Raw genomic sequence first — 20,815 nt, 5'->3', positions numbered from 1 at the left:
CGTTGTGTCAGTTCTTTACCGCCGGAGGCAGTTGAGGCTGGTGAGAAGGGGTAGGTGATCGTTGCCGGGGCACCGTCGTGAGGTGGGGGTGGATGATGGGCCTCAGACGAGACCCTGTGGCGGCGGTGAAGGTCCTCCTGGGCGCCGGAACGGTGATCGTGTTCGCGGGAGGCGCCGCCGTACCGGCCGATGTGCGGGTCACGCCTTCGACGGTCACGCCCGGACAGTCGGTGGCCATCGCCGCGGGGGGCTGCGTCGCTCCGGCGACCGCCTACTCGGCCGCCTTCGCCTCGACCTCGGCGCGACTGAGGGGCAGGGCCGAGACGATGCGCGGGACCGCCCGTATCAACCCCCACGCCGCACCCGGCACCTACGCCGTCACCGTCCGCTGCGTCAGGGGCGGACCCTACGACGGCACCTTCGTCGTCGACGAGCCTCGCCCGGTCCTCGCTCCGGACACCGGGGGTGGCGGCCTGGCGATGCACGCCCCCGGCGGCGCCACCCGCACCGCCTGGCTCTTCGGAGCCCTGGCCATGGTCGTCACGGTCCTCGGATCGGCCCTGGCGCTGACGCGCGGGCACCGTGGACAGGGCGGCCACTAGACCTCCGTGCCCGTCCGGAACCGTCAGCGCGCGGCATCGGCGGGGCCGCGCCCCGGCCGGGCACGGATTCATCCACCGTTTCGTTCTGTTGTGGGCGCTGGCTCTCGCGGCGGGCTGCGGCGCCGTACCGGGAGGCGGGGCTGTGAGGGGTCCCGCGCGCTCTGTGGCGGCCCAGGCCGGGTCGCCGCCGGGGGAACGGGCAGTGGGCGGGCCGGGCTGGCCCGCGCCGATCACACGCCCGCTGGGCCGCGCGGAGCCGACACGCGTGGTGATCCCGCGCATCGGGGTGGACGCCCCGCTCGTGGTGCTCGGCGTGGAAGGGGACGGCAGGCTCGCCGTACCGCCGCTCGACCACGCCGACGCGGCCGGCTGGTACGGCGGCGGCCCGGCCCCGGGGGAGTCCGGCTCCGCGGTCATCGTCGGCCACCTCGACACCAGGACGGGACCGGCGGTCTTCGCCAGGCTCGGCGAGCTGGACCCCGGGGACGCGGTCGGGGTGGTCCGTGCCGACGGCACCGTCGCGGTCTTCGCGGTCGAGCGCGTCGAACAGGCTCCGAAGGACCACTTCCCGGCCGAGCGGGTGTACGGCCCGACGGACGGGCGGCGGCTGAGACTGGTCACCTGCGGGGGCAGCTTTGACCAGGTGAGCCGCTCCTACGCCGACAACGTGATCGTCCACGCCCGGTACCGGGCGGGGTACCGCGCTTCGGATCTGCGGTATTCTGAGTAGCGGTTGTGTCAAGGTACCGGCCGTCTGTTTCGCATTTCATCGCCCGGTGCCGTACACTCCTTCTTCGGTTCACTATGACTCATTGCGCATCGACGGTGTCGCAACCGTCGCTCTCATCGAAGCGCTGGGTCGCGGCTGCGTAGTGTTCCAAGAGCCTCAGACGACCGATCAGTGAAACGCGAGGGACATGGCCAAGAAGGACGGCGCCATCGAGATCGAGGGCACTGTGGTTGAGTCGCTCCCGAACGCGATGTTCAGGGTGCAGCTCGACAACGGCCATAAGGTCCTGGCCCACATCAGCGGGCGGATGCGGATGCACTACATCCGAATCCTTCCTGACGACAGGGTTGTCGTCGAACTGAGCCCCTACGACCTCAGTCGTGGGCGGATCGTCTACCGATACAAGTAAGCGTCTGAGGGACGAATAAGGACTATGAAGGTCAAGCCGAGCGTCAAGAAGATCTGTGACAAGTGCAAGGTGATTCGCCGGCACGGTCGCGTCATGGTGATCTGCGACAACCTGCGCCACAAGCAGCGTCAGGGCTAGTCCAGAAAAGGCCCACACGGAGTCCGCTCATCAGTGGCGGACTCGACCCATGTCGGGCCACAAAGTAATCGCGCCCCACACTCGCGCAGGCGACCTTCGGGTCGTACCACGCGGGAGACCCCCGGTCGGAGGCCGGGGCCCTCACCCCGGGCATGGGGAGGGGAAGCGGGGCGTAGGACCTCCGCCACAACGAAGGAGAATGCCCGACCATGGCTCGCCTGGTTGGCGTCGACCTCCCCCGCGACAAGCGGCTGGAGATCGCTCTCACCTACATTTACGGAATCGGCCGCACCCGCGCGCTTGAGACCCTCAAGGCCACCGGCATCAACGGTGACCTGCGGGTCCACCAGCTCACCGACGAGGAACTGGTGCCGCTGCGCGACTACATCGAGGCCAACTTCAAGATCGAAGGTGACCTCCGCCGTGAGGTCCAGGCCGACATCCGTCGCAAGATCGAGATTCAGTGCTACCAGGGCATCCGGCACCGCCGTGGCCTCCCGGTGCACGGTCAGCGCACGCAGACCAACGCGCGCACCCGTAAGGGCAAGAAGAAGACCGTGGCCGGCAAGAAGAAGCCCGGTAAGAAGTAGTCCGCGTAGCCGCAGGACCGAACACCTCAGGAGTGAAGGCAAGCAATGCCTCCTAAGAGCCGCCAGGGTGCCCCGAAGAAGGTGCGCCGCAAGGAAAAGAAGAACGTCGCTCACGGGCACGCCCACATCAAGAGCACGTTCAACAACACGATCGTCTCGATCACCGACCCGAACGGGAACGTGATCTCCTGGGCCAGCGCCGGCCACGTCGGGTTCAAGGGCTCCCGTAAGTCCACCCCGTTCGCCGCGCAGATGGCCGCCGAGAACGCCGCCCGCCGCGCCATGGAGCACGGCATGCGCAAGGTCGACGTCTTCGTCAAGGGTCCCGGCTCCGGCCGTGAGACCGCGATTCGTTCGCTGCAGGCGACCGGCCTTGAGGTTGGCTCCATTCAGGATGTCACCCCGGTGCCGCACAACGGCTGCCGTCCGCCCAAGCGCCGTCGCGTCTGACGCCCAGGAGAAGATAGAAAATGGCTCGTTACACGGGTGCGGACTGCAAGCTCTGCCGCAGGGAGAAGACCAAGCTCTTCCTCAAGGGCAAGAAGTGCGAGTCCGCGAAGTGCCCCATCGAGATCCGTCCTTACCCGCCGGGTGAGCACGGCCGCGGCCGTCCGAAGGAGTCTGAGTACCAGCTCCAGCTTCGTGAGAAGCAGAAGACCCGCCGCATCTACGGCGTCCTCGAGAAGCAGTTCCACAACTACTACGAGGAAGCCAACCGCAAGTCCGGCAAGACCGGCGAGAACCTCCTCCAGATCCTGGAGAGCCGTCTCGACAACGTGGTCTACCGCGCCGGCTTCGCCGAGTCCCGCGACGCCGCCCGCCAGCAGGTGCGCCACGGCCACATCCTGGTGAACGGCAAGAAGGTCGACATCCCGTCGTACCGCGTGCGTGAGCACGACATCGTCGAGGTGCGCGAGAAGGCCCGCAACCTTCTGCCCTACGAGGTGGCCCGCGCCACCGCCGGTGACAAGACCTACCCGGCCTGGCTGGGTGTCGCTCCCGAGGCTCTGCGCGTGCTGGTCCACCAGCTCCCGGTCCGTCAGCAGATCGACACGCAGGTCCAGGAGCAGCTGATCGTCGAGCTCTACTCCAAGTAGTGGCTTCGAGGGTGCCGTACGGTTCGCCGTACGGCACCTATGCTGTTTATCCGAGCGACGTCAAATAGCGGGCGTCGCCATGTAGGGGGAGTTTCCACATGCTGATCGCTCAGCGTCCCACTCTCCTCGAGGAATCCCTTGAGGAGACCCGCTCCAAGTTCGTCATCGAGCCGCTGGAGCCGGGCTTCGGTTACACCATCGGCAACTCGCTGCGGCGCACGCTGCTGTCGTCCATCCCGGGCGCGGCCGTGACCAGCATCCGCATCGAGGGCGTGCTGCACGAGTTCTCCACGGTTCCCGGGGTCAAGGAGGATGTCACCGACATCATCCTGAACCTCAAGGAGCTGGTCGTCTCCTCCGAGCACGACGAGCCCGTGGTCATGTACCTGCGCAAGCAGGGCCCCGGTGACGTCACCGCCGCCGACATCGCGCCCCCGGCCGGTGTCGAGGTGCACAACCCCGAGCTGCGCATCGCCACGCTGAACGGCAAGGCGAAGCTGGAGATGGAGCTGACGGTCGAGCGTGGCCGTGGCTACGTCTCCGCCGCGCAGAACAAGCAGCCCGGCCAGGAGATCGGTCGCATCCCGATCGACTCCATCTACTCGCCGGTCCTCAAGGTCACCTACAAGGTCGAGGCGACCCGTGTCGAGCAGCGCACGGACTTCGACCGGCTGATCCTGGACGTCGAGACCAAGCCCTGCATGAAGCCCCGCGACGCGGTGGCCTCCGCGGGCAAGACCCTCGTCGAGCTGTTCGGCCTGGCCAGGGAGCTCAACGTCGAGGCCGAGGGCATCGACATCGGCCCGTCGCCGACGGACGCGGCCCTGGCCGCCGACCTGGCGCTGCCGATCGAGGAGCTGAACCTCACCGTCCGCTCCTACAACTGCCTCAAGCGCGAGGGCATCCACACCGTGGGTGAGCTCGTGGCCCGCAGCGAGCAGGACCTCCTGGACATCCGCAACTTCGGTGCCAAGTCCATCGAAGAGGTCAAGCAGAAGCTGCACGAGATGTCGCTCGCGCTGAAGGACTCCCCGCCCGGATTCGACCCGAGCGCGGTGGCCGGTGGCGGCTACGACGATGACGACAGCGCCTACGTCGAGACCGAGCAGTACTGATTTTCATCTGACGGGGGCCGGCCGACCGGCCCCCGGCCTGACCGCGGTACCTCGTACGGCCGCGGCGGGTTAACTCTCAAGGAGAACGAAATGCCCAGGCCCACCAAGGGTGCCCGTCTCGGCGGCAGCCCGGCTCACGAGCGGCTGATCCTGGCGAACCTCGCCACCCAGCTGTTCCAGCACGGCCGGATCAAGACCACCGAGGCGAAGGCCAAGCGTCTGCGCCCGCTGGCGGAGAAGCTGATCACCAAGGCCAAGAAGGGCGACATGCACAACCGTCGCCAGGTGCTGACGGTCGTGCGTGACAAGAGCGTCGTGCACCACCTGTTCACCGAGATCGCGCCGACGTTCGCCGAGCGTCCCGGTGGCTACACCCGCATCACGAAGGTCGGCCTCCGTAAGGGCGACGCCGCCCCCATGGCCGTCATCGAGCTGGTGTCCGAGCCGCTGAACACGGTCACCACCACCCGCCAGGCCCCGGCCGCCGCTCCCGCCGCCACGGAGGAGCCGAAGGCCGAGGAGACCCCCGCGGTCGAGGCCGCCGAGGCTCAGGCGGAGGAGGCCCCCGCGGCCGAGGCTCCCGCCGAGGAGACCGAGGGCAAGAAGGACAACGCCTGATCTTCCAGGCTCTCCGGACGGGTCCGGCTTCCTCCACACCGGAGGTGCCGGGCCCGTTCTTCTTTTCCCGGGTCCTCCCGGGGTTCTCTCAGGAGGGACGACATCGTGGTACGGCTGCGCCTTGACCTCGCCTACGACGGCACCGGCTTCTCAGGCTGGGCTCGGCAGCCGGGGCGCAGGACGGTCCAGGGGGAGATCGAGGAAGCGCTCGGCAAGGTCTTCCGGTTGCCGGAGCCCCCGTCGCTGACCGTGGCGGGACGGACCGACGCCGGAGTGCACGCCAGAGGACAGGTGGCCCACGTCGATCTGGAGCCCGAGGTGTTCGGCGCACTGGACAGCAGGCACCAGGCGGTTCCCCTTGAGGATCCGGTCGCCGACCGGCTGCCCGCCCTGATCAGGCGGCTGGCCGGGATCCTGCCCGCCGACGTCAGGGTCCACCGGGTCACCGTGGCCCCCGAGGGCTTCGACGCCCGCTTCTCCGCGATGTCGCGACGCTACGCCTACCGGGTCTGCGACGCCCCCGGCGGGGGCGACCCGCTGCGCCGTCACGAGGTCGTCTGGTATCCCCGCCCTCTCGACCTGGACCGGCTCAACGCCGCCGCGTCGGCGCTGCTGGGCGAGCACGACTTCGCGGCCTTCTGCAAGAAGCGCGAGGGCGCGACCACGATCCGCGAGCTCCAGCGGCTCGACTGGGCCAGGGAGGGGGACCTGCTGGTGGCGACGGTCGTCGCGGACGCCTTCTGCCACTCGATGGTCAGGGCGCTGGTCGGGTCGCTGCTGCCGGTCGGGGAGGGGCGCCTGCCGGTCGACTGGCCGGGGCAGGTGCTGACGCGTGCCGTACGGGACTCGGCGGTGCATGTCGCGCCCGCGCACGGTCTGTGCCTTGAGGAGGTGCGTTACCCGGAGGGGGAGGCGCTGGCGCGCCGGGCGGCGCTGACCCGGCGGGTGCGCACGCTCGGAGCCTCCGAGGCGTGATCCGGTCGCCCGGCCGTACGGCGGGCGCGATCTGGCCGACAGCTGTATTCCTGTCCCCACGCCCCCACCGGTCGGGAGCGGCCCAGGCGGGAGCGGACGGCGAGGGTAACCTCTGCACACGTGCTGGATGAGGAGATCTTGCAGGGTTGCGTGCATCTACGCCTCGGCGACACGGTTCGCAGGCCCACGCACCCGTGGACACCGGCCGTCCACGCGCTGCTCCGGTACCTGGAGGAGGTGGGGTTCCCCCACTCACCGCGGGTGCTGGGAACCGACCAGGAGGGCCGTGAGATCCTCACCTACCTGGACGGCGAATCCGGTCCGCGGAGCTGGGCCAAGGTGGTCGAGGATCCAGGGCTGACGGCCTTCGCCCGCCTGCTACGCGACTATCACGACGCGGTCGTCGGCTTTCGCCCGCCTCAGGGACTCAGATGGTCCGGCGGCGAGGCGGAACCGCGCGATGACGAGGTGATCTGCCATGGAGACTTCGGGCCGTGGAACATCGTCTGGCGGGGCGAACACCCCGTGGGAATCCTGGACTGGGACTACGCCCGGCCCAGGCCGCGACTGCACGACATCGCCTACGCGCTGGAATATGTCGCGCCGTTCCGCGACGACGCCGAATGCCTGCGCTGGCTGCGTTACCCCACGGCCCCCGACCGGCGTCACCGCCTGGAGCTTTTCGCCACGGCCTACTGCCTGACCTCGACCACGGGTCTGATCGATGCGGTCATCGACGTTCAACGAGACGTCATCGAGCAGGTACGCCGGCCACCAACCCCAAGCCCACTGGGTCGCCGACGGCTTCCTCGACGAGGCGGGCAGACGGCTGGCATGGAGCCGAGCCAACCGCCACCTGCTCGAATAGCACGACCGACGACCGCGGCGCGGGGCGGCACCTGCCACCCGCGACCGTCCCGCGCGTGCTGCCTGGTCGTACGGCGGGCGCTGTCCCCAGGGGTGGCCCGCTCTTCAGGGGAGGTCTGCCGTGTGACCGGTGCCGGTCAGCTGGTTATACGGCGTTCGATGACCTTGGCGGTCTCGTCGCGGAAGGCGCCGCTGACCTTGCCCAGGTGCTTCTCCTTGGCCGTCGGGGTGTGGCCGTCGCTGAAGGTGGCGTAGCTGAAGACGATGTAGCGCCCCCAGACCAAGCCGGCGGCGTAGCCGCCCGCGATGCCGATGCGCTCGGCTCCGCTGCCCGAGCCTCCCGGCAGGCCACGGAACCACAGGTTGCTGCCCAGGTTCTTCGTCCGGTCGACCTCGACGGCCGACTGCAGGGTGGGCAGTACCGCGATTCCCGTGGTCACGGCGTACTTGCGTTTGCTGTCGACGTACGTGGCCCGAAGCACCTGGCGGCAGTCCTGGGTGGCCAACGTGTTGGCGAACCTGCCCGCCGCGGCCTCGTCACACTTGTCGGTCACCTCAGTCTTGACCCGGACGAATGTGGCACCGGCCAGGGTCACCTTCTTGGTGAAGGCGTCGGCCACGGTCATCTTGCCCGGGTCTGTCTTCTCGGAGTTGAGGATCTCGGTCTTGATCGGGTCAGGCTCGGGAGGGGCGTTCGGGTCGTCGGTGGGTTCGACGGGCGGGGCGGTGGGGGCCGGGGTCTCCGCGCTGGCCGACCGCCTGGCGTTGAACGACTGGTAGGCGAAGAAGGCCCCGGTGCCGGTACCGCCGACCACGACGGCGACCACGGCCGCGAGCAGGACGGTGTTGACGCGCTTGCGCGGCGGAACGGTGGGGAGCGGCGGAATCTCCTGGACGACCGCGGACGGTGGGGTGAACGGCCCACGCTCGACCTCGGCCGACGGGCGCGGGGCCGGCGGCCTGCCAGGAGGGGGATTGCCCGTCGGGGCGGCGAGCGGCGCCGTGACCACCGGTATGCCCCTGGGCGGGGTCGGATGGTCGCCCTGCTCGGGAGGCGGGGCCGACGTCCTGTCGATCACACCGGGCGCGTCGGCCCCCAGGGGAACGGGAGTCTGGTCCTTCTCCACCGGGGGCGGGCCTTCGAGGCCGGGGGCCTCCTGTTCCCGCCCCTGAACGGGAGGTTGGGGGGCGGCGTCCGGCCGGGGCGCCGGGGAGCCGGGGTTGTCCTGCGCGCGCCCACGACGGACGGGGAGCGGGGCCTGGTCGCTCTTGCGGACCCTGACGGTGCTCTCGTCGTCGGCGATTGCGTCCTGTGGCGTCTCGTTCTCGGCGCCCTCGGTCCAGACAGGCTCTCCGGAGGCCGCGGGCCACCGCGAGGCGTCGTTGGGGTCCTGTCCGGGGGAGGGCCACACCTGCATCCCCGCGGCGGCGGCCGTGAAGGCCGGAGGAGGCTGCCAGGACGGCGCGTCGGGCTCGACCGGCGCCGCCGTCGGCGGGCGGTCCTCCTGCTGGGGCTGCGGAGGCGCGCCGGGCGGGGTGCCCTGCGGGGACATGTTGAACGGGGTGTTCTGCCAGGACTGCGGGGGCGTGTCGCGCGGAGCGTCCTGCCAAGGCTGGGAAGGGGCGTTGACGGGGCCGCTCTGCGGTGGCGTGCCCCAGGAGAGCGGTGATCCCGCCGGTTCGGCCGGGGGAGCCCACGGTGTCTGGCCCTGTGGTTCTCCGGTCACGGGACCCCATGGCTGCGGCCCCGGCGGCGCGGGTGGCGCGGCGGGGACGGGAGAGGCCCCAGACGGTGGTTCAGGACGTGGTTCAGGCAGCGGTCCGGGCGGGGCCCACGGCTGGGCCGGAGGGCCACCGGGGACGGGCGGTGCCTGCCACGTGGGCCCCTGCTGGGCGGGCGGTGTGTTCCAGGGCGGTCCTGGAGGCTGGGCCGGCGCGGGCCCCGGCTGACCTGCGGGGGACCACGGCGCGGGACCGGCCTGGACGGGGGGCTGCCCCTGCGACGCGTACGGGATGGGAGCCGGGCCTTGGAGGTCGGTTCGTCCCTGCGGCACGTACGGGGTGGGGGTCGGCCCCTGTGGTGTGTTCGGGACAGGGATCTGTCCCTGGGGGGCGATCTGAGCGGAGTGCTGTCCTTGCGGTGCGTTCGGGGCGGGAGGCTGCCCTTGGGGTCCGATCTGTTCGGGACGCGGCCCCTGGAGGCCAGGCCGGTCCTGCGGTCCTGATGGTTCCTGAGGTCCGGCCTGAGAGGGCGGCGGTCCTGGACGCGTGCCGGGAGCCGGGGGGGTCCAGGAAGGCGGGGCACCCCACGACGGCGGAGCGGCCGGGCCGGACGGCTCACGGGAGGCGGCGGGGCCGCTCCATGGCCGGGTCGGCGGCTCTTCGGGGGAGTCGTTCCACGGTGGAGCGGGTTCCCCGGGGGCCGCCGACGGCTGCGGCGGCAGGCCGGAGGCACCGTTCGGGTCTCCCTGCCCGGGGTTCTCGGTCCAGGAGATGACGGCGGGCACCGCGGGGGAGCCGTCCGGCCACGGCCGGGCCGGAGGCTCCCCGGTCCCCCCGGGAGGGGAGACGCCGGGGCCGTACAGCTGAGCGGTCCCGCCCGGGTGCCGTCCTTCCTGCCGGGCACCGGGCCACGGGGTGGGAAGGTCGTCCTCGGGATCGGAGAACCAGTCGTAGGGTGTGCCGCCGTCGCCGGGCACCACCCACGGCTGGGCGGCTCCCGGCGAGGACTCCGGCCATGCCGGAGACTCGCGGAGCTGGTCGTCACCTGTGAGGTCTGTCCGCGGCACATGCGGCGAAGGCTGACCGAAACTCGGCGGGGGCGTCGCCGGTGCGGCCGAACCGTCGGCTTCGCGCTTGTGCTCGGACCCGGATTCCTGGCCACGCATAGGTGGAAGAGTAGCGACAGCCAGAGATCATCATGTGGGTATGGGTGTTCCTGGCCGGATCGCCCGCCAGTTTTATCCGGGGAAGTTGCCGTATGAACCTTTGGTCAGGGGCGCTTTCCGGTCAGCGAACGGGATTCGAGGGCCGGGGTCACGGTGGCGTCCACCGTTCCGAAGGCCGCCTGGTTGAGCCGCTTGACCTCGGACTTCTTGGGCAGGTGGCCGTCCTTGAACTGGAACCAGACCATCACGGCGTAGTGCCCGTGCCGCCACCCTCCGGCGAACGCCTCGCCGGAGCCGAGAGATTTGGTGACCTTGTCCTTACCGGGCAGCGCCTTGAGGTACTCCTTGCGCGACTTGCCCGCCCCCGCCGAGACGACCTTGGCAGCCGCGGCCGACGTCTTGAGGTTGGCGACGCCCACGGTTCCGATGATCTTCCCGGAGGCGTCGCGGAAGCTGGCCCGCAGCAGCTGGGTGCACTTGCCCGCCGCCAGCGCCTTCTGGAGCTTGTCGCCGACCACGGCGTCCTTGCACTTCTTGTCCACCCTGCGGACCGTCATCAGATAGCTGCGGCCGCCGTAGGAGACCTTCTTGCGAGGGAACAGTTCGTTGAGCGTGAGCGCGTACGGATCGGTCTTGCGGGCGGCCGCGAAGCCGAACTTGCCGCCGGGAGGCTGGGGGACGACCGGGGCGCTTGAGCTCCGCGTGGGGGCGGCCGTGCCGGGGGAGGGCGTGGAGTCGGAGTTCACGAGCATGGTGAGGCCGACGCCACCCGCGACGAGCACGGCGAGCGCGCCCAGCACGACGTACAGCGGCCGCCGCGAGCGCGGACCCTCGTCGTACGGGCTCCACATCTTCTGCCCCCGCGACATCTTCTGGCCCCGTGCCGGGGGCTCGGGGGCGGAGGGGCCGGAGGCGTCGGGGGCCGGTGCGGGAGGCCGTGCCCCCGGAAGGGGGCCCGGCGTGGTGCCGGGGGCGGAGGTGCGTCCGGGGGCCGTGCCGTACGGCGGCGTCTCGGCGGGGCGCTCTCCCGTGCCGGGGCCCTGCGGAGCGGGGTCGAACCAGTGCTCTCCCCGTGCGGGCGGGACCTGAGCCTCAGGGCCATCAGGCTGGACGTACGGCTGGCGGCGCGGCGGTTCCCCGGGAAAACCCATGCCGCAGAGACTAGCCCGCTCCCCGGGCCGGTTCACTCAGGAGTAGCCGAAGTCCTGAGTCCACCAGGGGCCGCTGATACCGCCCATCACGCCCACCCCGGTCGCCTTGAGCGAGCAGTTGAGGATGTTGCCCCGGTGGCTGGTGCTGGCCAGCCAGCCCCGTACCGCGTCGGCGGCCGTGGCGAAGCCCCGGCCGATGTTCTCCGCGCCTCCGTTGCGGTAGCCCGCGTCCTCCATCCGCTGCCAGGGCGAACGCCCGTCGGGGGAGGCGTGGGAGAAGACGTCGCTGGCGGCCATCTCGGCGGAGTGGGCCCTGGCCGACTGGACGAGCCGCCTGTCGACCCGGAACGGCGCGCATCCTGCCCGCCTGCGCTGGACGTTGACGAGCCTGACGAACTCCCTCTCCAGGGAGCTCAGCGGGGCGGCGGAGGTGACGGTGTTCTCCCTGCCGCCGATGTTCTGGTTGTCCCCGCCGATGATGTAGCGAGGGCCGTTGTCGGTGCCGAGGTCGTCGAGGGGGGCCCGGGGCAGGTTGGTGGCTCGGGGACTCGGGGACGTGTTCGGCCTCGCGGGAGAGGGGGTGGGACGGATGACCCGCCCGAGTAGGGGACGGCCGGCGGAGTATCCCTGTTCGGCGGCGACCGTCTGCGTCGGTTGTGCCGGTCCCGCGTTGTTCAGATAGATCTTCGGGGTTTCCTCGTCACGGCTTCCCCGCCCGATGAGATACCCCAGGAGCAGCACCGTCATCAGGCAGGCGAACAGCCCCATACGGCGCAGACCGGTCCGCTGGGTGTCGCGAAGGTGAGGGAGCTGCCACATTCCGCTGCCAAAGATAGAGATGTTTGTGCTGAGGAAGAAGAGAATGTCAAGAACGTGTTGGAACCGTTCTATGAAGAACGAGAAGACCGATCGTGGCGGTGGTCCGGCGGGGTGACGCCGTACGGGTAGACTGCTCGGGGACACCGGTGGGACGCGGCCTGGTTTTGACCCGTGCTCGTCCGCGCCGGTACCCTGCTAGTTCGTTGTGTGCGAATTGGTCCCCTCGGTGGACCGATGCGCGGCGCGTCCGGCGTCATCTCCTGCGTCTTGGGAGACGGAAGGTCCGGGCTGTCGTGTGCCCGCACCTACCGACCATGTTGCTGTCATCTCCGACAGCGCCGAAGACGCGAGCAAAGAAGGCATACGACCGTGCGCACGTACACACCCAAGCCTGCCGAAGTCGAGCGTCAGTGGTTCATCATCGACGCCACCGACATCGTGCTTGGCCGGCTGGCCAGCCACGTCGCGATCCTGCTCCGCGGTAAGCACAAGCCGATCTTCGCCAACCACGTCGACACCGGTGACTTCGTCATCGTCATCAACGCCGACAAGGTCGCGCTGACCGGCAACAAGCTTGAGCAGAAGAAGGCGTACCGTCACTCGGGCTACCCCGGTGGCCTGCGTTCGATGACCTACGGCGAGCTCATGGAGAAGCGTCCCGACCGCGCCATCGAGAAGGCCGTCAAGGGCATGCTCCCCAAGAACGCCCTCGGCCGGAAGATGATCAAGAAGCTCAAGGTCTACTCGGGTTCCGAGCACCCGCACCAGGCTCAGCGCCCGACCCCCTTCGAGCTCACCCAGATCGCCCAGTAGCCACCGGCTGACTATCGCCAGCAGCGTTGGCCGGACGGCCTGCGCCAAGAAGGAAAGTAAGAGGAGAACCGTGGCTGAGCCCACCGGTGTCGAGACGCCCATCGAGGGCGAGCAGGAAACGTACTCCACGGAGGAGTTCCCCTCCGAGTACACCTCCGAGTCCACTGTCAGCGGCGAGGCCGCCGTCCGTAAGCCCATCACCACGGGCAACTCCTACGGCACCGGCCGCCGCAAGGAGGCCGTCGCCCGTGTCCGCATCGTGCCGGGCACCGGCAAGTGGACGATCAACGGCCGTCCGCTCGACGTCTACTTCCCGAACAAGGTCCACCAGCAGATCGTCAACGAGCCCTTCGTGACGCTCGGCGCCGAGGACCAGTTCGACGTCATCGCCCGCATCGACGGCGGCGGCGTCACCGGCCAGGCCGGTGCCCTGCGCATGGGCCTGGCCCGCGCGCTGGCCATCCTGGACGTCGAGGTCAACCGCGCCCCGCTGAAGAAGGCCGGCTTCCTGACCCGTGACGCCCGCGCCACCGAGCGCAAGAAGTACGGCCTCAAGAAGGCCCGTAAGGCTCCGCAGTACAGCAAGCGTTAAGTTGGGGCGCCTTTTCGGCACCGACGGGGTACGTGGGGTCGCGGGTCGCGACCTCACGGCCGAGCTCGCCATGGACCTGTCCGTGGCGGCCGCTCATGCCCTCGGCGATGCCGGGGCGTTCAACGCCAGCGTCGGGCGGCGTGGCCGCCCGGTCGCCGTCGTGGGCCGGGACCCGCGGGCTTCAGGAGAGTTCCTGGAGGCCGCTGTGGTCGCCGGCCTTGCGTCGTCTGGCGTGGATGTTCTCCGGCTCGGCGTGCTGCCAACCCCGGCGGTCGCGTATCTGACCACGGCTCTCGGAGCCGACATGGGCGTGATGATCTCCGCCTCCCACAATCCCGCTCCGGACAACGGGATCAAGTTCCTCACCCGCGGCGGCTACAAGCTGCCCGACGCGGTGGAGAACGAGATCGAGGAACGGCTCGGCGAGAAGTGGGACCGCCCCGTCGGCTCGGACGTCGGCCGTGTCCGCGAGGCGTACGGCGAGGCCGACCGTTACGTCTCCCACCTGCTGTCCACCGTCTCCGGCCGGTTGGACGGCCTGAACATCGTCCTCGACTGCGCGCACGGGGCCGCCCACATGGTGGCGCCCGAGGCACTGCGCAGAGCCGGGGCGACCGTCGAGACCATCGGGACCCGTCCTGACGGTCTCAACATCAACGCGGGCTGCGGTTCGACCCACCTGGACAAGCTCCAGCAGGTCGTGGTCTCCAGAGGGGCGGACCTCGGTATCGCCTACGACGGGGACGCCGACCGCTGCCTGGCGGTCTCGCACACCGGAGAGGTCGTCGACGGCGACCAGATCATGGCGGTCCTCGCCACCTCCATGCACGCGGAGGGCAAACTGGTCGGCGACACCGTGGTGGCCACGGTGATGTCCAACCTGGGCTTCAAGATCGCGATGCGGAACGCGGGCATCGACGTGATCGAGACGGCCGTCGGTGACCGTTACGTGCTCGAAGCCATGCGGGCCGGTGGTTACAACCTCGGTGGGGAGCAGTCGGGACACGTCCTGCTGCTCGACCACGCCACCACGGGGGACGGTCTGCTGACCTCACTCCACCTGCTGTCGGTCGTGGCCCGTACGGGCAGGCCGTTGGCCGAGCTCGCCTCGGTGATGACCCGGCTCCCGCAGATCCTGGTCAACGTCAAGGATGTGGACCGCGCCAAGGCCTCCGCGCCCGAGTTGTCCGCGGCGGTCGCCGCGGTCGAACTGGAGCTGGGGGAGAACGGACGGGTGCTGATCCGTCCGAGCGGCACGGAACCCATGATCCGCGTCATGGTCGAGGCCTCCTCCGCGGAGCAGGCCGAGCGGATGGCGGGCCACCTGGCCGACGTCGTCCGTACGGCCTGCGTCTGAGGGATGTGACGGCCGGTCCGTGAGGGCCGGAGCCGCGGCGATCGTCGCCCGGCGCGCCTGGCGCGCCGGGCGTTTCGCCGTTCACGGGGGTGCGCCGCCGGATCGCCGTGCCGTCCGGGGCTTTTTCGCGGACTTTCTTGTTTCGCTTTCCCAAGGGCCGTGTTCCGGTACTTGAGGTGTTCCGTGGCGCGCCATGGGACTGGCTTTTCGGTTCATCGCTGATATGTCATCGATGGATTCCGCGATTGTCGTTGGCGATTTCTGCGCCTTCGGGTCACGGCCGCGCCACGGCCCGTTCGGACGATGAGCGGTGGCCGATCGGGGAGACGCCGTAGGCGGCGCGGAAGGCACGGCTGAAGTGGGCGCTGCTGGCGAAGCCCCAGCGGGCGGCGATGAGGTGGATCGGCTGGGAGCGCAGGGCGGGATCGGCCAGGTCGCGGTGGCAGTGCTCCAGGCGGCGTTGGCGGATCCAGGCGGCCACGGTCAGACCCTGTTCCTGGAAGAGCTGGTACAGGCGGCGCACGGAGATCTGGTGGGCGGAGGCGATGACCTCGGCGCCCAGCGCGGGATCACCGAGGTTGCGCTGGATGAAGGCGTGGATGCGCTTCTGCAGCACCTGCCGGTCGGTCTCCGGCGGCAGGACGGTGTCGAGGTGGTGGGCGCACACCGCGGCGAACAGGTCCACGGTGACGGCAGAAAGGCGGGTGGCGTCGGCTGCGGTGTAGCCGGAGGTGTGCCGTACCAGCGCCTCCAGGTGGTGGCGTAGCAGGGCGCCGACACCGTCACGGGCGGGCAGCAGGGTGGCGGCGAGAGAGGTGAGCCTGTCGGCGGGTAACGGGAGCACGGCCTTGGGGATCTGCAGGACGACGCCCTCGAAGCTGCCGGTGTGGTCGGCGACGATACGGCCGTGATAGGGGTGCGAGGTGTCGCAGAACGACATCTCCCAGGGGCCGGCGGTCGTCTGCCTGTCGAACTGGGTCGTCTGTGTCGCGCCACGCCGGGCGAACGAAAGGCAGTACGTTTCGGGGTCGGACCGGCGGACCAGCGCGGAGGTGCGGTACAGACGCAGGGGCGGGCAGGTCATCACGTGCACCTGCACCGGGCCGAGGGCGAGCACGTGTGTGGTGGCGCGGAAGTCGGCCTCCTGGTCGCTGCGCGCCAGGACGGGCACCAGGGCCCGCGACGTCGTCTCGTGCCACCGGGCGAACCGGTCGGAGGCAGGGAGTTCCTCGGTGCGGAGCACGGTCCCGATCATCGCCGGTTCTCCGCGTGGCGTTTCGTATCCGCCGAAAGAAGTGTTACCGGTCCCTCGTTTTCACCGATGTACACGAAACAGGCCCCTTCGCATCTCAGATTCTGCGGGTTACCACCACTGGTTGGATGCGGGCGACCGATGGATTGTTGGGAGAACCGGAACATCCGGGCCTGCCCGGCCTCTGCGGCGGCGTGATGACACGGAGAGAAGGGCCCCACTCGTGGACCGTCCCGGGACGGCTCACGGGTGGGGCCCGGTTGTGCGTCAGGGACCCTGACCCGTCGACGGTTCCGGCAGGCCTCGCGGGGACGCCTACTCGTCGCCGGTCAGGGAGAAGGAGCGTAGGCGTTGGCCCGCCCAGAGGACGGCTCCGGCGGTGATCAGCAGGAGGGCGGTCGCGGCGAAGCCGATGGTGAGGTCGCTGGACAGGAACGACGAGGACGAGACCTGGTCGGCGACGGTCTGCGCCCACTGCTGGATGGAGTATCTCCTGGCACCGGGGACGAAGTTGCCGACCACGCCCTCCCAGATGAGCGCGTAGGCGATGCCGACCGTCACCGCGTGCCTGGTCAGGACGCCGAGCAGCATGAACAGCGCCGCGTAGGCGAAGCCCCCGGCCAGGGCGCCGATCGCGAAGCCGAACGCGATGCCGGACTCGAAGCCGACCAGCAGGTAGGCCGCGACGAGGGTCGGCACGGCGGCGAACACCGCCAGGACGGAGGCGGCGACGAGGAACTTGGTCCGCGCGACGGCCGGGCGGGAGATCGGCTTGGACAGCAGGTGGACGATCGTTCCGTCGTCGATCTCGGGGGCGATCACACCGGTCCCGGCGATCAGGCCGAGCAGGGGCAGGATGGCGCCGAGGGCGAACTTCTGCATGAACTCGACCGCGATCCGCTCGCTTCCGCCGCTGATCATCCGCAGCAGCACGGCCAGGGCGATCAGCAGGACCGGCAGCAGGACCAGCAGCCAGATCCTTCTGCGGCCGAGCAGCGCGCGGTAGGAGATTCCGGCGATGACAGCGTTCATGGGTCAGCTGCTCCTGTTGATCAGGTAGGAGAAGACGCTCTCCAGGTCTTCGTCGGCGGGGGAGATCTGCCAGATCCGCACGTCCGCGTCCCTGGCGACCCTGGGCAGCAGCCAGGTGAACCGCCGGAAGTCGACCGCCTGCACCTCAAGGCCCGTCTGGGTGAGGGAGACCGAACTGGAGGAACCGTCGGCGATGAGGGCCGAGGCCAGCCGCCTGTCGTCGCTCGACCGGACCCGGAACACGTGGGGCCGGTCGGTCATCCTGCGGCGGATCTCACGGAAGTCGCCGGTGGCCGCGTGGCGGCCCGCGACCAGCACCTCGATGTGCTGGGCGACCCGCTCGACCTCCTCCAGGATGTGCGAGCTGAACAGGATGGTCTTGCCCGCGGCGCCCATGGCGCGCACCAGGTCCATCAGGTGCATGCGCTGGCGTGGGTCCATGCCGTTGAACGGCTCGTCGAGCAGCAGCACCTGGGGGTCGTGCACGAGCGCGGCGGCGACCTTGATCCGCTGGCGCATGCCCTTGGAGTAGGTCTCGATCCTGCGTTCGGCGGCGGTCTCCATCTCGACCGTGGCGACGGCCTTGCGGGCGGCGCCCTCGGGGTCGGACAGCCGGTGGAGCCTGGCGCTGGACAGCACGAACTCCCAGCCGGTCAGGAAGCCGTAGGCGGCCTCGCGCTCGGGGACCAGGCCGATGGAGCGGTAGACCTCGTGGTTACGCCAGATCTTGACGCCGTCGAGGGTCACGGTGCCGCCGGAGGGGGCCAGGAATCCGGCCATCATGTGCAGCAGCGTGGACTTGCCCGCCCCGTTGGGGCCGAGCAGGCCGGTGACGCCGGGACCGACGGTCATGGTGACGTCGTTGACGGCCACCACGTTGCCGTACCAGCGGGAGACCTGGGCCAGTTCGATGTTCATCGCGCGGCCGCCTTCCGGTAGCGGGTGACCAGGGCGATCACGGACAGGGCGATCAGCGCGACCACCACCAGCGACTGCAGCGCGACGGCGCCGCCACCGCTCGGGTAGACGACGGGGGAGGAGGGGGCGGCACCGAAGATTCCGACGTGCACCGCCGCGTCGACCAGGAAGAACGGGTTGATCATCAACGCCCAGCCGGAGGCGGTGTAGTTGTTCACCGACTCCATGGTCGCCGAGACGAGGGTCGAGACCGCCGAGGTGAGCAGGTAGAACGCGATGACGGAGGCCACCCCAAGGCCGCGGCGCGGGGTGAAGGAGGCGATGGCCACGCCGACGCAGGACAGCAGCAGCGCGTAGACGAACGCCCCGGCCATGGCCGTCAGGTAGTTGCCGGTGGGCGAGGAGCCCGGCATGTCGACGACCAGCTCACCGATGTAGAGCACGGTCAGCGGTACGGCCAGCAGCAGGAACATCGCCGTGACCATCGCCGCGAGCTTCGCGCCGACGTAGTCCCACAGCGTCACCGGGCGGGACAGGTAGAGCGGCAGCACCCGGAAGCGCAGGTCGGGCGCCACGGCGTACGGCGACTGCGAGGCCAGGAAGACCGCCAGCACCGCCTGCATGGTGACGCCGTAGGAGGTGTAGGTCATCACGCTCTGCCGCAGCAGTGCCATGACCGCGATGGAGACGACCGCGGGCAGCATCATGGCGCCCACGATGAGGAAGGGGATGATCTTCGCCCGTGCGGTACGGCCGAGGCCGAACACCCCGCGCAGGCTGTGCACGGCCAGCGCCACGGTGGCGTGCCTGCGGCCGAGCCGTACCCCGTCGTAGTGGCGGTATCCGATGTCGTGGATGACACCCGTCGGTTCAGACATCGGCGGACTCCCTGCTGACCGGCTCTCTGAAGACGTCCTCGATGCGCTGGCGCCCCTGCTCCATGCGGACCAGGCACAGGTCGAGGTCGCAGACGGCGTCGCGGAGCGTGTCGAAGGTCTCCGGCGCGCGGACCTGGACCAGGAGGGCCCGGCCGTGTTCGGCGACGGTCTCGCCCAGCTCGGTCAGGCGGGCGGCCAGCGCCTGGCGGCCCTCCTCGACCTCGACCGTGACCGTCTGGGTGGTCTGGGTGAACTCCTCGATCGAGGAGGAGCGCAGCAGCCTGCCACCGTCGATCACGATGACGTGGTCGCAGACGCGTTCGAGCTCGCCCAGCAGGTGGGAGGTCACCAGCACGCTGATGCCGAACTCGGTGCCGATCCTGCGGATCAGCGCGAGCATCTCGTCGCGGCCCTGGGGGTCGAGACCGTTGGTCGGTTCGTCGAGGAAGACCAGGCGGGGGTCGTGCACCAGCGCCTGGGCCAGCTTGACCCGCTGCTTCATGCCGGTCGAGTAGCCACCCATCACGCGGTAGCGCTCCTCGTACAGGCCCACGTGGCGCAGCACGTCGGCGGCGCGCTCTCTGGCGGCCGTACGCGGCAGGCCGGACATCTGCCCCATGTGCACCGTGAACTCGGTGGCGGACACGTCGGGGGGCAGGCAGTCGTGCTCCGGCATGTATCCGACGACCCGGCGGATCTCGGCGCCCTGGGTCGTGGCGTCCATGCCGAGCACCTGCGCCCTCCCCGCGGAGGGGTCGAGCAGGCCCAGCAGGATCTTGATGAGAGTGGACTTGCCCGCGCCGTTGGCGCCGACCAGGCCGGTGACGCCGGGACCCACGCTCACGGTGAGCTGGTCGAGCGCCGTCACCCGGGGAAAGCGTCTGGTTAGTCCCTCGGTGGCGAGGATGGTCATGCTCGGACCCTACCTAGCGGATGGGGGTAATTCCTCACCCACACGGACGAGTGGCGCATCGTCCGAAAGTTCGGTCGGGACGTCTGTCTCTCAGGGCTTTTCCCAGGGTGTCCCCCGGCGGGGCCGTGCGGGCAGCCGTACTCCGAACCTCGCCCAGTAGGCCCGCTGGGCGAGGAGCGTGGCCGTACCGGCGATGATCATGCCCGCGATGTTCACCGTGAGCTGGATGACGGAGGCGGTCATGTCGTCCCAGCGGGCCAGGGAGGCGGCGACCGCGAAGTATCCGGCGGCCGGGACGGTGGTGACCGAGATGAAGACGCCGACCAGGGCGGACGACTTGCCCGCGGTGACCGAGAGCACCCCGGCCGCGCCCGCCAGCAGCGCCACGATGAACGACCACCGGTCGGGTTTGACGATGAACTCGATCTCGTCGTGCCGGCTGAGGCTGGACGGCCCGATCCAGCCGAGTCCCCGGGAGACCAGGGCGCAGGCGAGGGTGACCGCGATGGCGAAGGCGAAGCCGACGGCCAGCGCGCGCAGGGCTCCGGCGATCAGCCGTCCGTCACGGCGCAGCAGGCCGAAGCAGATGGCGGCGACGGCGCCGAACTCGGGCCCGAGGACCATCGCGCCGACGATGAGGATCGGTGAGTCGGTGACGACGCCGATGCCCGCGAGCTGGGTGGCGATCGCGAGGAAGGCGAGGAAGGCCCAGGTGATCCTGGACTCGGCGGCGACCCGGGTGGCGAGCTCCGACCAGATCACGGCGTCGTCGCTCTCGCCGGGGGCCTCCTGTTCGGCGCGGTCGGCCGCCTCGGAGATGGACAGGTCGATCTGCTCGGCGGAGATCGAGCCCTCCGCGCGCAGGCCGAGGTGCTGGAGGTGTTCGATCACCTCGTTGGCGGCCTCCCTGGCGACGTCGAACTGGACCAGGTCGCCCCTGGGGGAACGGGCCACACCGGGCAGCACGACGAGGTTGGTCACCCCGACGGCGTCGTCGAGCAGCCCGAGCACGTCCTCGGTGTGTCCAGGGGGACTGATCACGCGCAAATGCAGCACGGGGC

At 69.8% G+C, this 20,815-nt stretch carries 24 protein-coding genes; 15 read left to right on the top strand and 9 right to left on the bottom strand.

Features of this window, described 5'->3' with window-relative positions; genetic code table 11:
• Window positions 1-116 precede the first annotated feature (116 nt).
• The 11 genes from ACIBVQ_RS09495 to ACIBVQ_RS09445 all read left to right on the top strand — a co-directional run bounded on the left by ACIBVQ_RS09495 (window position 117) and on the right by ACIBVQ_RS09445 (window position 7,396).
• Window positions 117-602, top strand: coding sequence for a hypothetical protein (locus ACIBVQ_RS09495; RefSeq protein WP_399176654.1), 486 nt, complete (start codon window positions 117-119; stop codon window positions 600-602).
• Window positions 603-744: 142 nt separating this feature from the next.
• Window positions 745-1,332, top strand: coding sequence for a class F sortase (locus ACIBVQ_RS09490; RefSeq protein ID WP_399176653.1), 588 nt, complete (start codon window positions 745-747; stop codon window positions 1,330-1,332).
• A gap of 187 nt (window positions 1,333-1,519) precedes the next feature.
• The gene (gene infA, locus ACIBVQ_RS09485; protein WP_012887858.1) at window positions 1,520-1,741 is read left to right on the top strand and encodes a translation initiation factor IF-1; all 222 of its coding nucleotides are present in this window, start codon (window positions 1,520-1,522) and stop codon (window positions 1,739-1,741) included.
• 24 nt (window positions 1,742-1,765) lie between these two features.
• Window positions 1,766-1,879 carry a 50S ribosomal protein L36 gene (gene rpmJ, locus ACIBVQ_RS09480; protein ID WP_003956441.1) on the top strand — a complete coding sequence of 38 codons (114 nt, stop codon included), beginning with the start codon at window positions 1,766-1,768 and terminating at the stop codon, window positions 1,877-1,879.
• Between the two features lie 209 nt (window positions 1,880-2,088).
• On the top strand, window positions 2,089-2,469 hold the full coding sequence (rpsM, locus tag ACIBVQ_RS09475; RefSeq protein ID WP_184712621.1) for a 30S ribosomal protein S13: 381 nt from the start codon (window positions 2,089-2,091) through the stop codon (window positions 2,467-2,469).
• 45 nt (window positions 2,470-2,514) lie between these two features.
• Window positions 2,515-2,919, top strand: coding sequence for a 30S ribosomal protein S11 (rpsK, locus tag ACIBVQ_RS09470; RefSeq protein WP_020542285.1), 405 nt, complete (start codon window positions 2,515-2,517; stop codon window positions 2,917-2,919).
• Between the two features lie 20 nt (window positions 2,920-2,939).
• On the top strand, window positions 2,940-3,566 hold the full coding sequence (rpsD, locus tag ACIBVQ_RS09465) for a 30S ribosomal protein S4 (RefSeq protein ID WP_352015591.1): 627 nt from the start codon (window positions 2,940-2,942) through the stop codon (window positions 3,564-3,566).
• A gap of 98 nt (window positions 3,567-3,664) precedes the next feature.
• Window positions 3,665-4,681 (top strand): DNA-directed RNA polymerase subunit alpha, encoded by a 1,017-nt coding sequence (locus ACIBVQ_RS09460; RefSeq protein ID WP_189246821.1) that lies wholly within the window; start codon window positions 3,665-3,667, stop codon window positions 4,679-4,681.
• A gap of 90 nt (window positions 4,682-4,771) precedes the next feature.
• Complete coding sequence (rplQ, locus tag ACIBVQ_RS09455) at window positions 4,772-5,299, top strand: 50S ribosomal protein L17 (RefSeq protein WP_362916338.1); 528 nt, start codon at window positions 4,772-4,774, stop codon at window positions 5,297-5,299.
• A gap of 105 nt (window positions 5,300-5,404) precedes the next feature.
• On the top strand, window positions 5,405-6,274 hold the full coding sequence (gene truA / locus ACIBVQ_RS09450; RefSeq protein ID WP_399176651.1) for a tRNA pseudouridine(38-40) synthase TruA: 870 nt from the start codon (window positions 5,405-5,407) through the stop codon (window positions 6,272-6,274).
• Between the two features lie 120 nt (window positions 6,275-6,394).
• Complete coding sequence (locus ACIBVQ_RS09445) at window positions 6,395-7,396, top strand: aminoglycoside phosphotransferase family protein (protein WP_399176649.1); 1,002 nt, start codon at window positions 6,395-6,397, stop codon at window positions 7,394-7,396.
• Here ACIBVQ_RS09445 and ACIBVQ_RS09440 read toward each other — a convergent pair.
• Window positions 7,279-8,868, bottom strand: coding sequence for a hypothetical protein (locus ACIBVQ_RS09440; protein WP_399176647.1), 1,590 nt, complete (start codon window positions 8,866-8,868; stop codon window positions 7,279-7,281). The genes ACIBVQ_RS09445 and ACIBVQ_RS09440 overlap by 118 nt on opposite strands.
• A gap of 541 nt (window positions 8,869-9,409) precedes the next feature.
• On the opposite strand from ACIBVQ_RS09440, the gene ACIBVQ_RS09435 reads away from it, so the two are divergent.
• The gene (locus ACIBVQ_RS09435) at window positions 9,410-9,730 is read left to right on the top strand and encodes a hypothetical protein (protein ID WP_399176646.1); all 321 of its coding nucleotides are present in this window, start codon (window positions 9,410-9,412) and stop codon (window positions 9,728-9,730) included.
• A gap of 403 nt (window positions 9,731-10,133) precedes the next feature.
• Here the strand turns inward: ACIBVQ_RS09435 and ACIBVQ_RS09430 are convergent, their stop codons facing one another.
• The gene (locus ACIBVQ_RS09430) at window positions 10,134-11,180 is read right to left on the bottom strand and encodes a hypothetical protein (protein WP_399176644.1); all 1,047 of its coding nucleotides are present in this window, start codon (window positions 11,178-11,180) and stop codon (window positions 10,134-10,136) included.
• A 36-nt stretch (window positions 11,181-11,216) separates the two neighbouring features.
• Window positions 11,217-11,999, bottom strand: coding sequence for a CAP domain-containing protein (locus ACIBVQ_RS09425; RefSeq protein WP_399176642.1), 783 nt, complete (start codon window positions 11,997-11,999; stop codon window positions 11,217-11,219).
• 369 nt (window positions 12,000-12,368) lie between these two features.
• Between ACIBVQ_RS09425 and rplM the strand changes: the two genes are divergently transcribed.
• The 3 genes from rplM to glmM all read left to right on the top strand — a co-directional run bounded on the left by rplM (window position 12,369) and on the right by glmM (window position 14,761).
• A complete protein-coding gene (rplM, locus tag ACIBVQ_RS09420; protein WP_352015583.1) occupies window positions 12,369-12,812 on the top strand; it encodes a 50S ribosomal protein L13 in 444 nt (147 codons plus the stop codon).
• A 70-nt stretch (window positions 12,813-12,882) separates the two neighbouring features.
• Window positions 12,883-13,404, top strand: coding sequence for a 30S ribosomal protein S9 (rpsI, locus tag ACIBVQ_RS09415; RefSeq protein ID WP_352015582.1), 522 nt, complete (start codon window positions 12,883-12,885; stop codon window positions 13,402-13,404).
• 1 nt (window position 13,405) lies between these two features.
• Window positions 13,406-14,761, top strand: coding sequence for a phosphoglucosamine mutase (gene glmM, locus ACIBVQ_RS09410; protein ID WP_362773207.1), 1,356 nt, complete (start codon window positions 13,406-13,408; stop codon window positions 14,759-14,761).
• Window positions 14,762-15,035: 274 nt separating this feature from the next.
• On the opposite strand, the gene ACIBVQ_RS09405 is transcribed toward glmM, so the two are convergent.
• From ACIBVQ_RS09405 to ACIBVQ_RS09380, 6 genes are all read right to left on the bottom strand, one after another.
• A complete protein-coding gene (locus tag ACIBVQ_RS09405; protein WP_399176639.1) occupies window positions 15,036-16,016 on the bottom strand; it encodes a helix-turn-helix domain-containing protein in 981 nt (326 codons plus the stop codon).
• A gap of 312 nt (window positions 16,017-16,328) precedes the next feature.
• A complete protein-coding gene (locus ACIBVQ_RS09400) occupies window positions 16,329-17,045 on the bottom strand; it encodes an ABC transporter permease subunit (protein ID WP_352015579.1) in 717 nt (238 codons plus the stop codon).
• Between the two features lie 3 nt (window positions 17,046-17,048).
• A complete protein-coding gene (locus tag ACIBVQ_RS09395; RefSeq protein ID WP_352015578.1) occupies window positions 17,049-17,963 on the bottom strand; it encodes an ABC transporter ATP-binding protein in 915 nt (304 codons plus the stop codon).
• Window positions 17,960-18,841 carry an ABC transporter permease gene (locus ACIBVQ_RS09390; protein ID WP_386193998.1) on the bottom strand — a complete coding sequence of 294 codons (882 nt, stop codon included), beginning with the start codon at window positions 18,839-18,841 and terminating at the stop codon, window positions 17,960-17,962. The genes ACIBVQ_RS09395 and ACIBVQ_RS09390 overlap by 4 nt, the downstream gene beginning before the upstream one ends.
• Complete coding sequence (locus ACIBVQ_RS09385; RefSeq protein ID WP_352015576.1) at window positions 18,834-19,754, bottom strand: ABC transporter ATP-binding protein; 921 nt, start codon at window positions 19,752-19,754, stop codon at window positions 18,834-18,836. The genes ACIBVQ_RS09390 and ACIBVQ_RS09385 overlap by 8 nt, the downstream gene beginning before the upstream one ends.
• 90 nt (window positions 19,755-19,844) lie before the next feature.
• A complete protein-coding gene (locus tag ACIBVQ_RS09380) occupies window positions 19,845-20,810 on the bottom strand; it encodes a DUF389 domain-containing protein (RefSeq protein ID WP_399176636.1) in 966 nt (321 codons plus the stop codon).
• Window positions 20,811-20,815 lie beyond the last annotated feature (5 nt).

The organism is Streptosporangium sp. NPDC049376, assembly GCF_044466505.1.
Taxonomy (GTDB): Bacteria; Actinomycetota; Actinomycetes; order Streptosporangiales; family Streptosporangiaceae; genus Streptosporangium.
The sequence above is the reverse complement of the archived record's forward strand: the minus strand, read 5'-3'. Positions and strand labels throughout refer to the sequence as shown.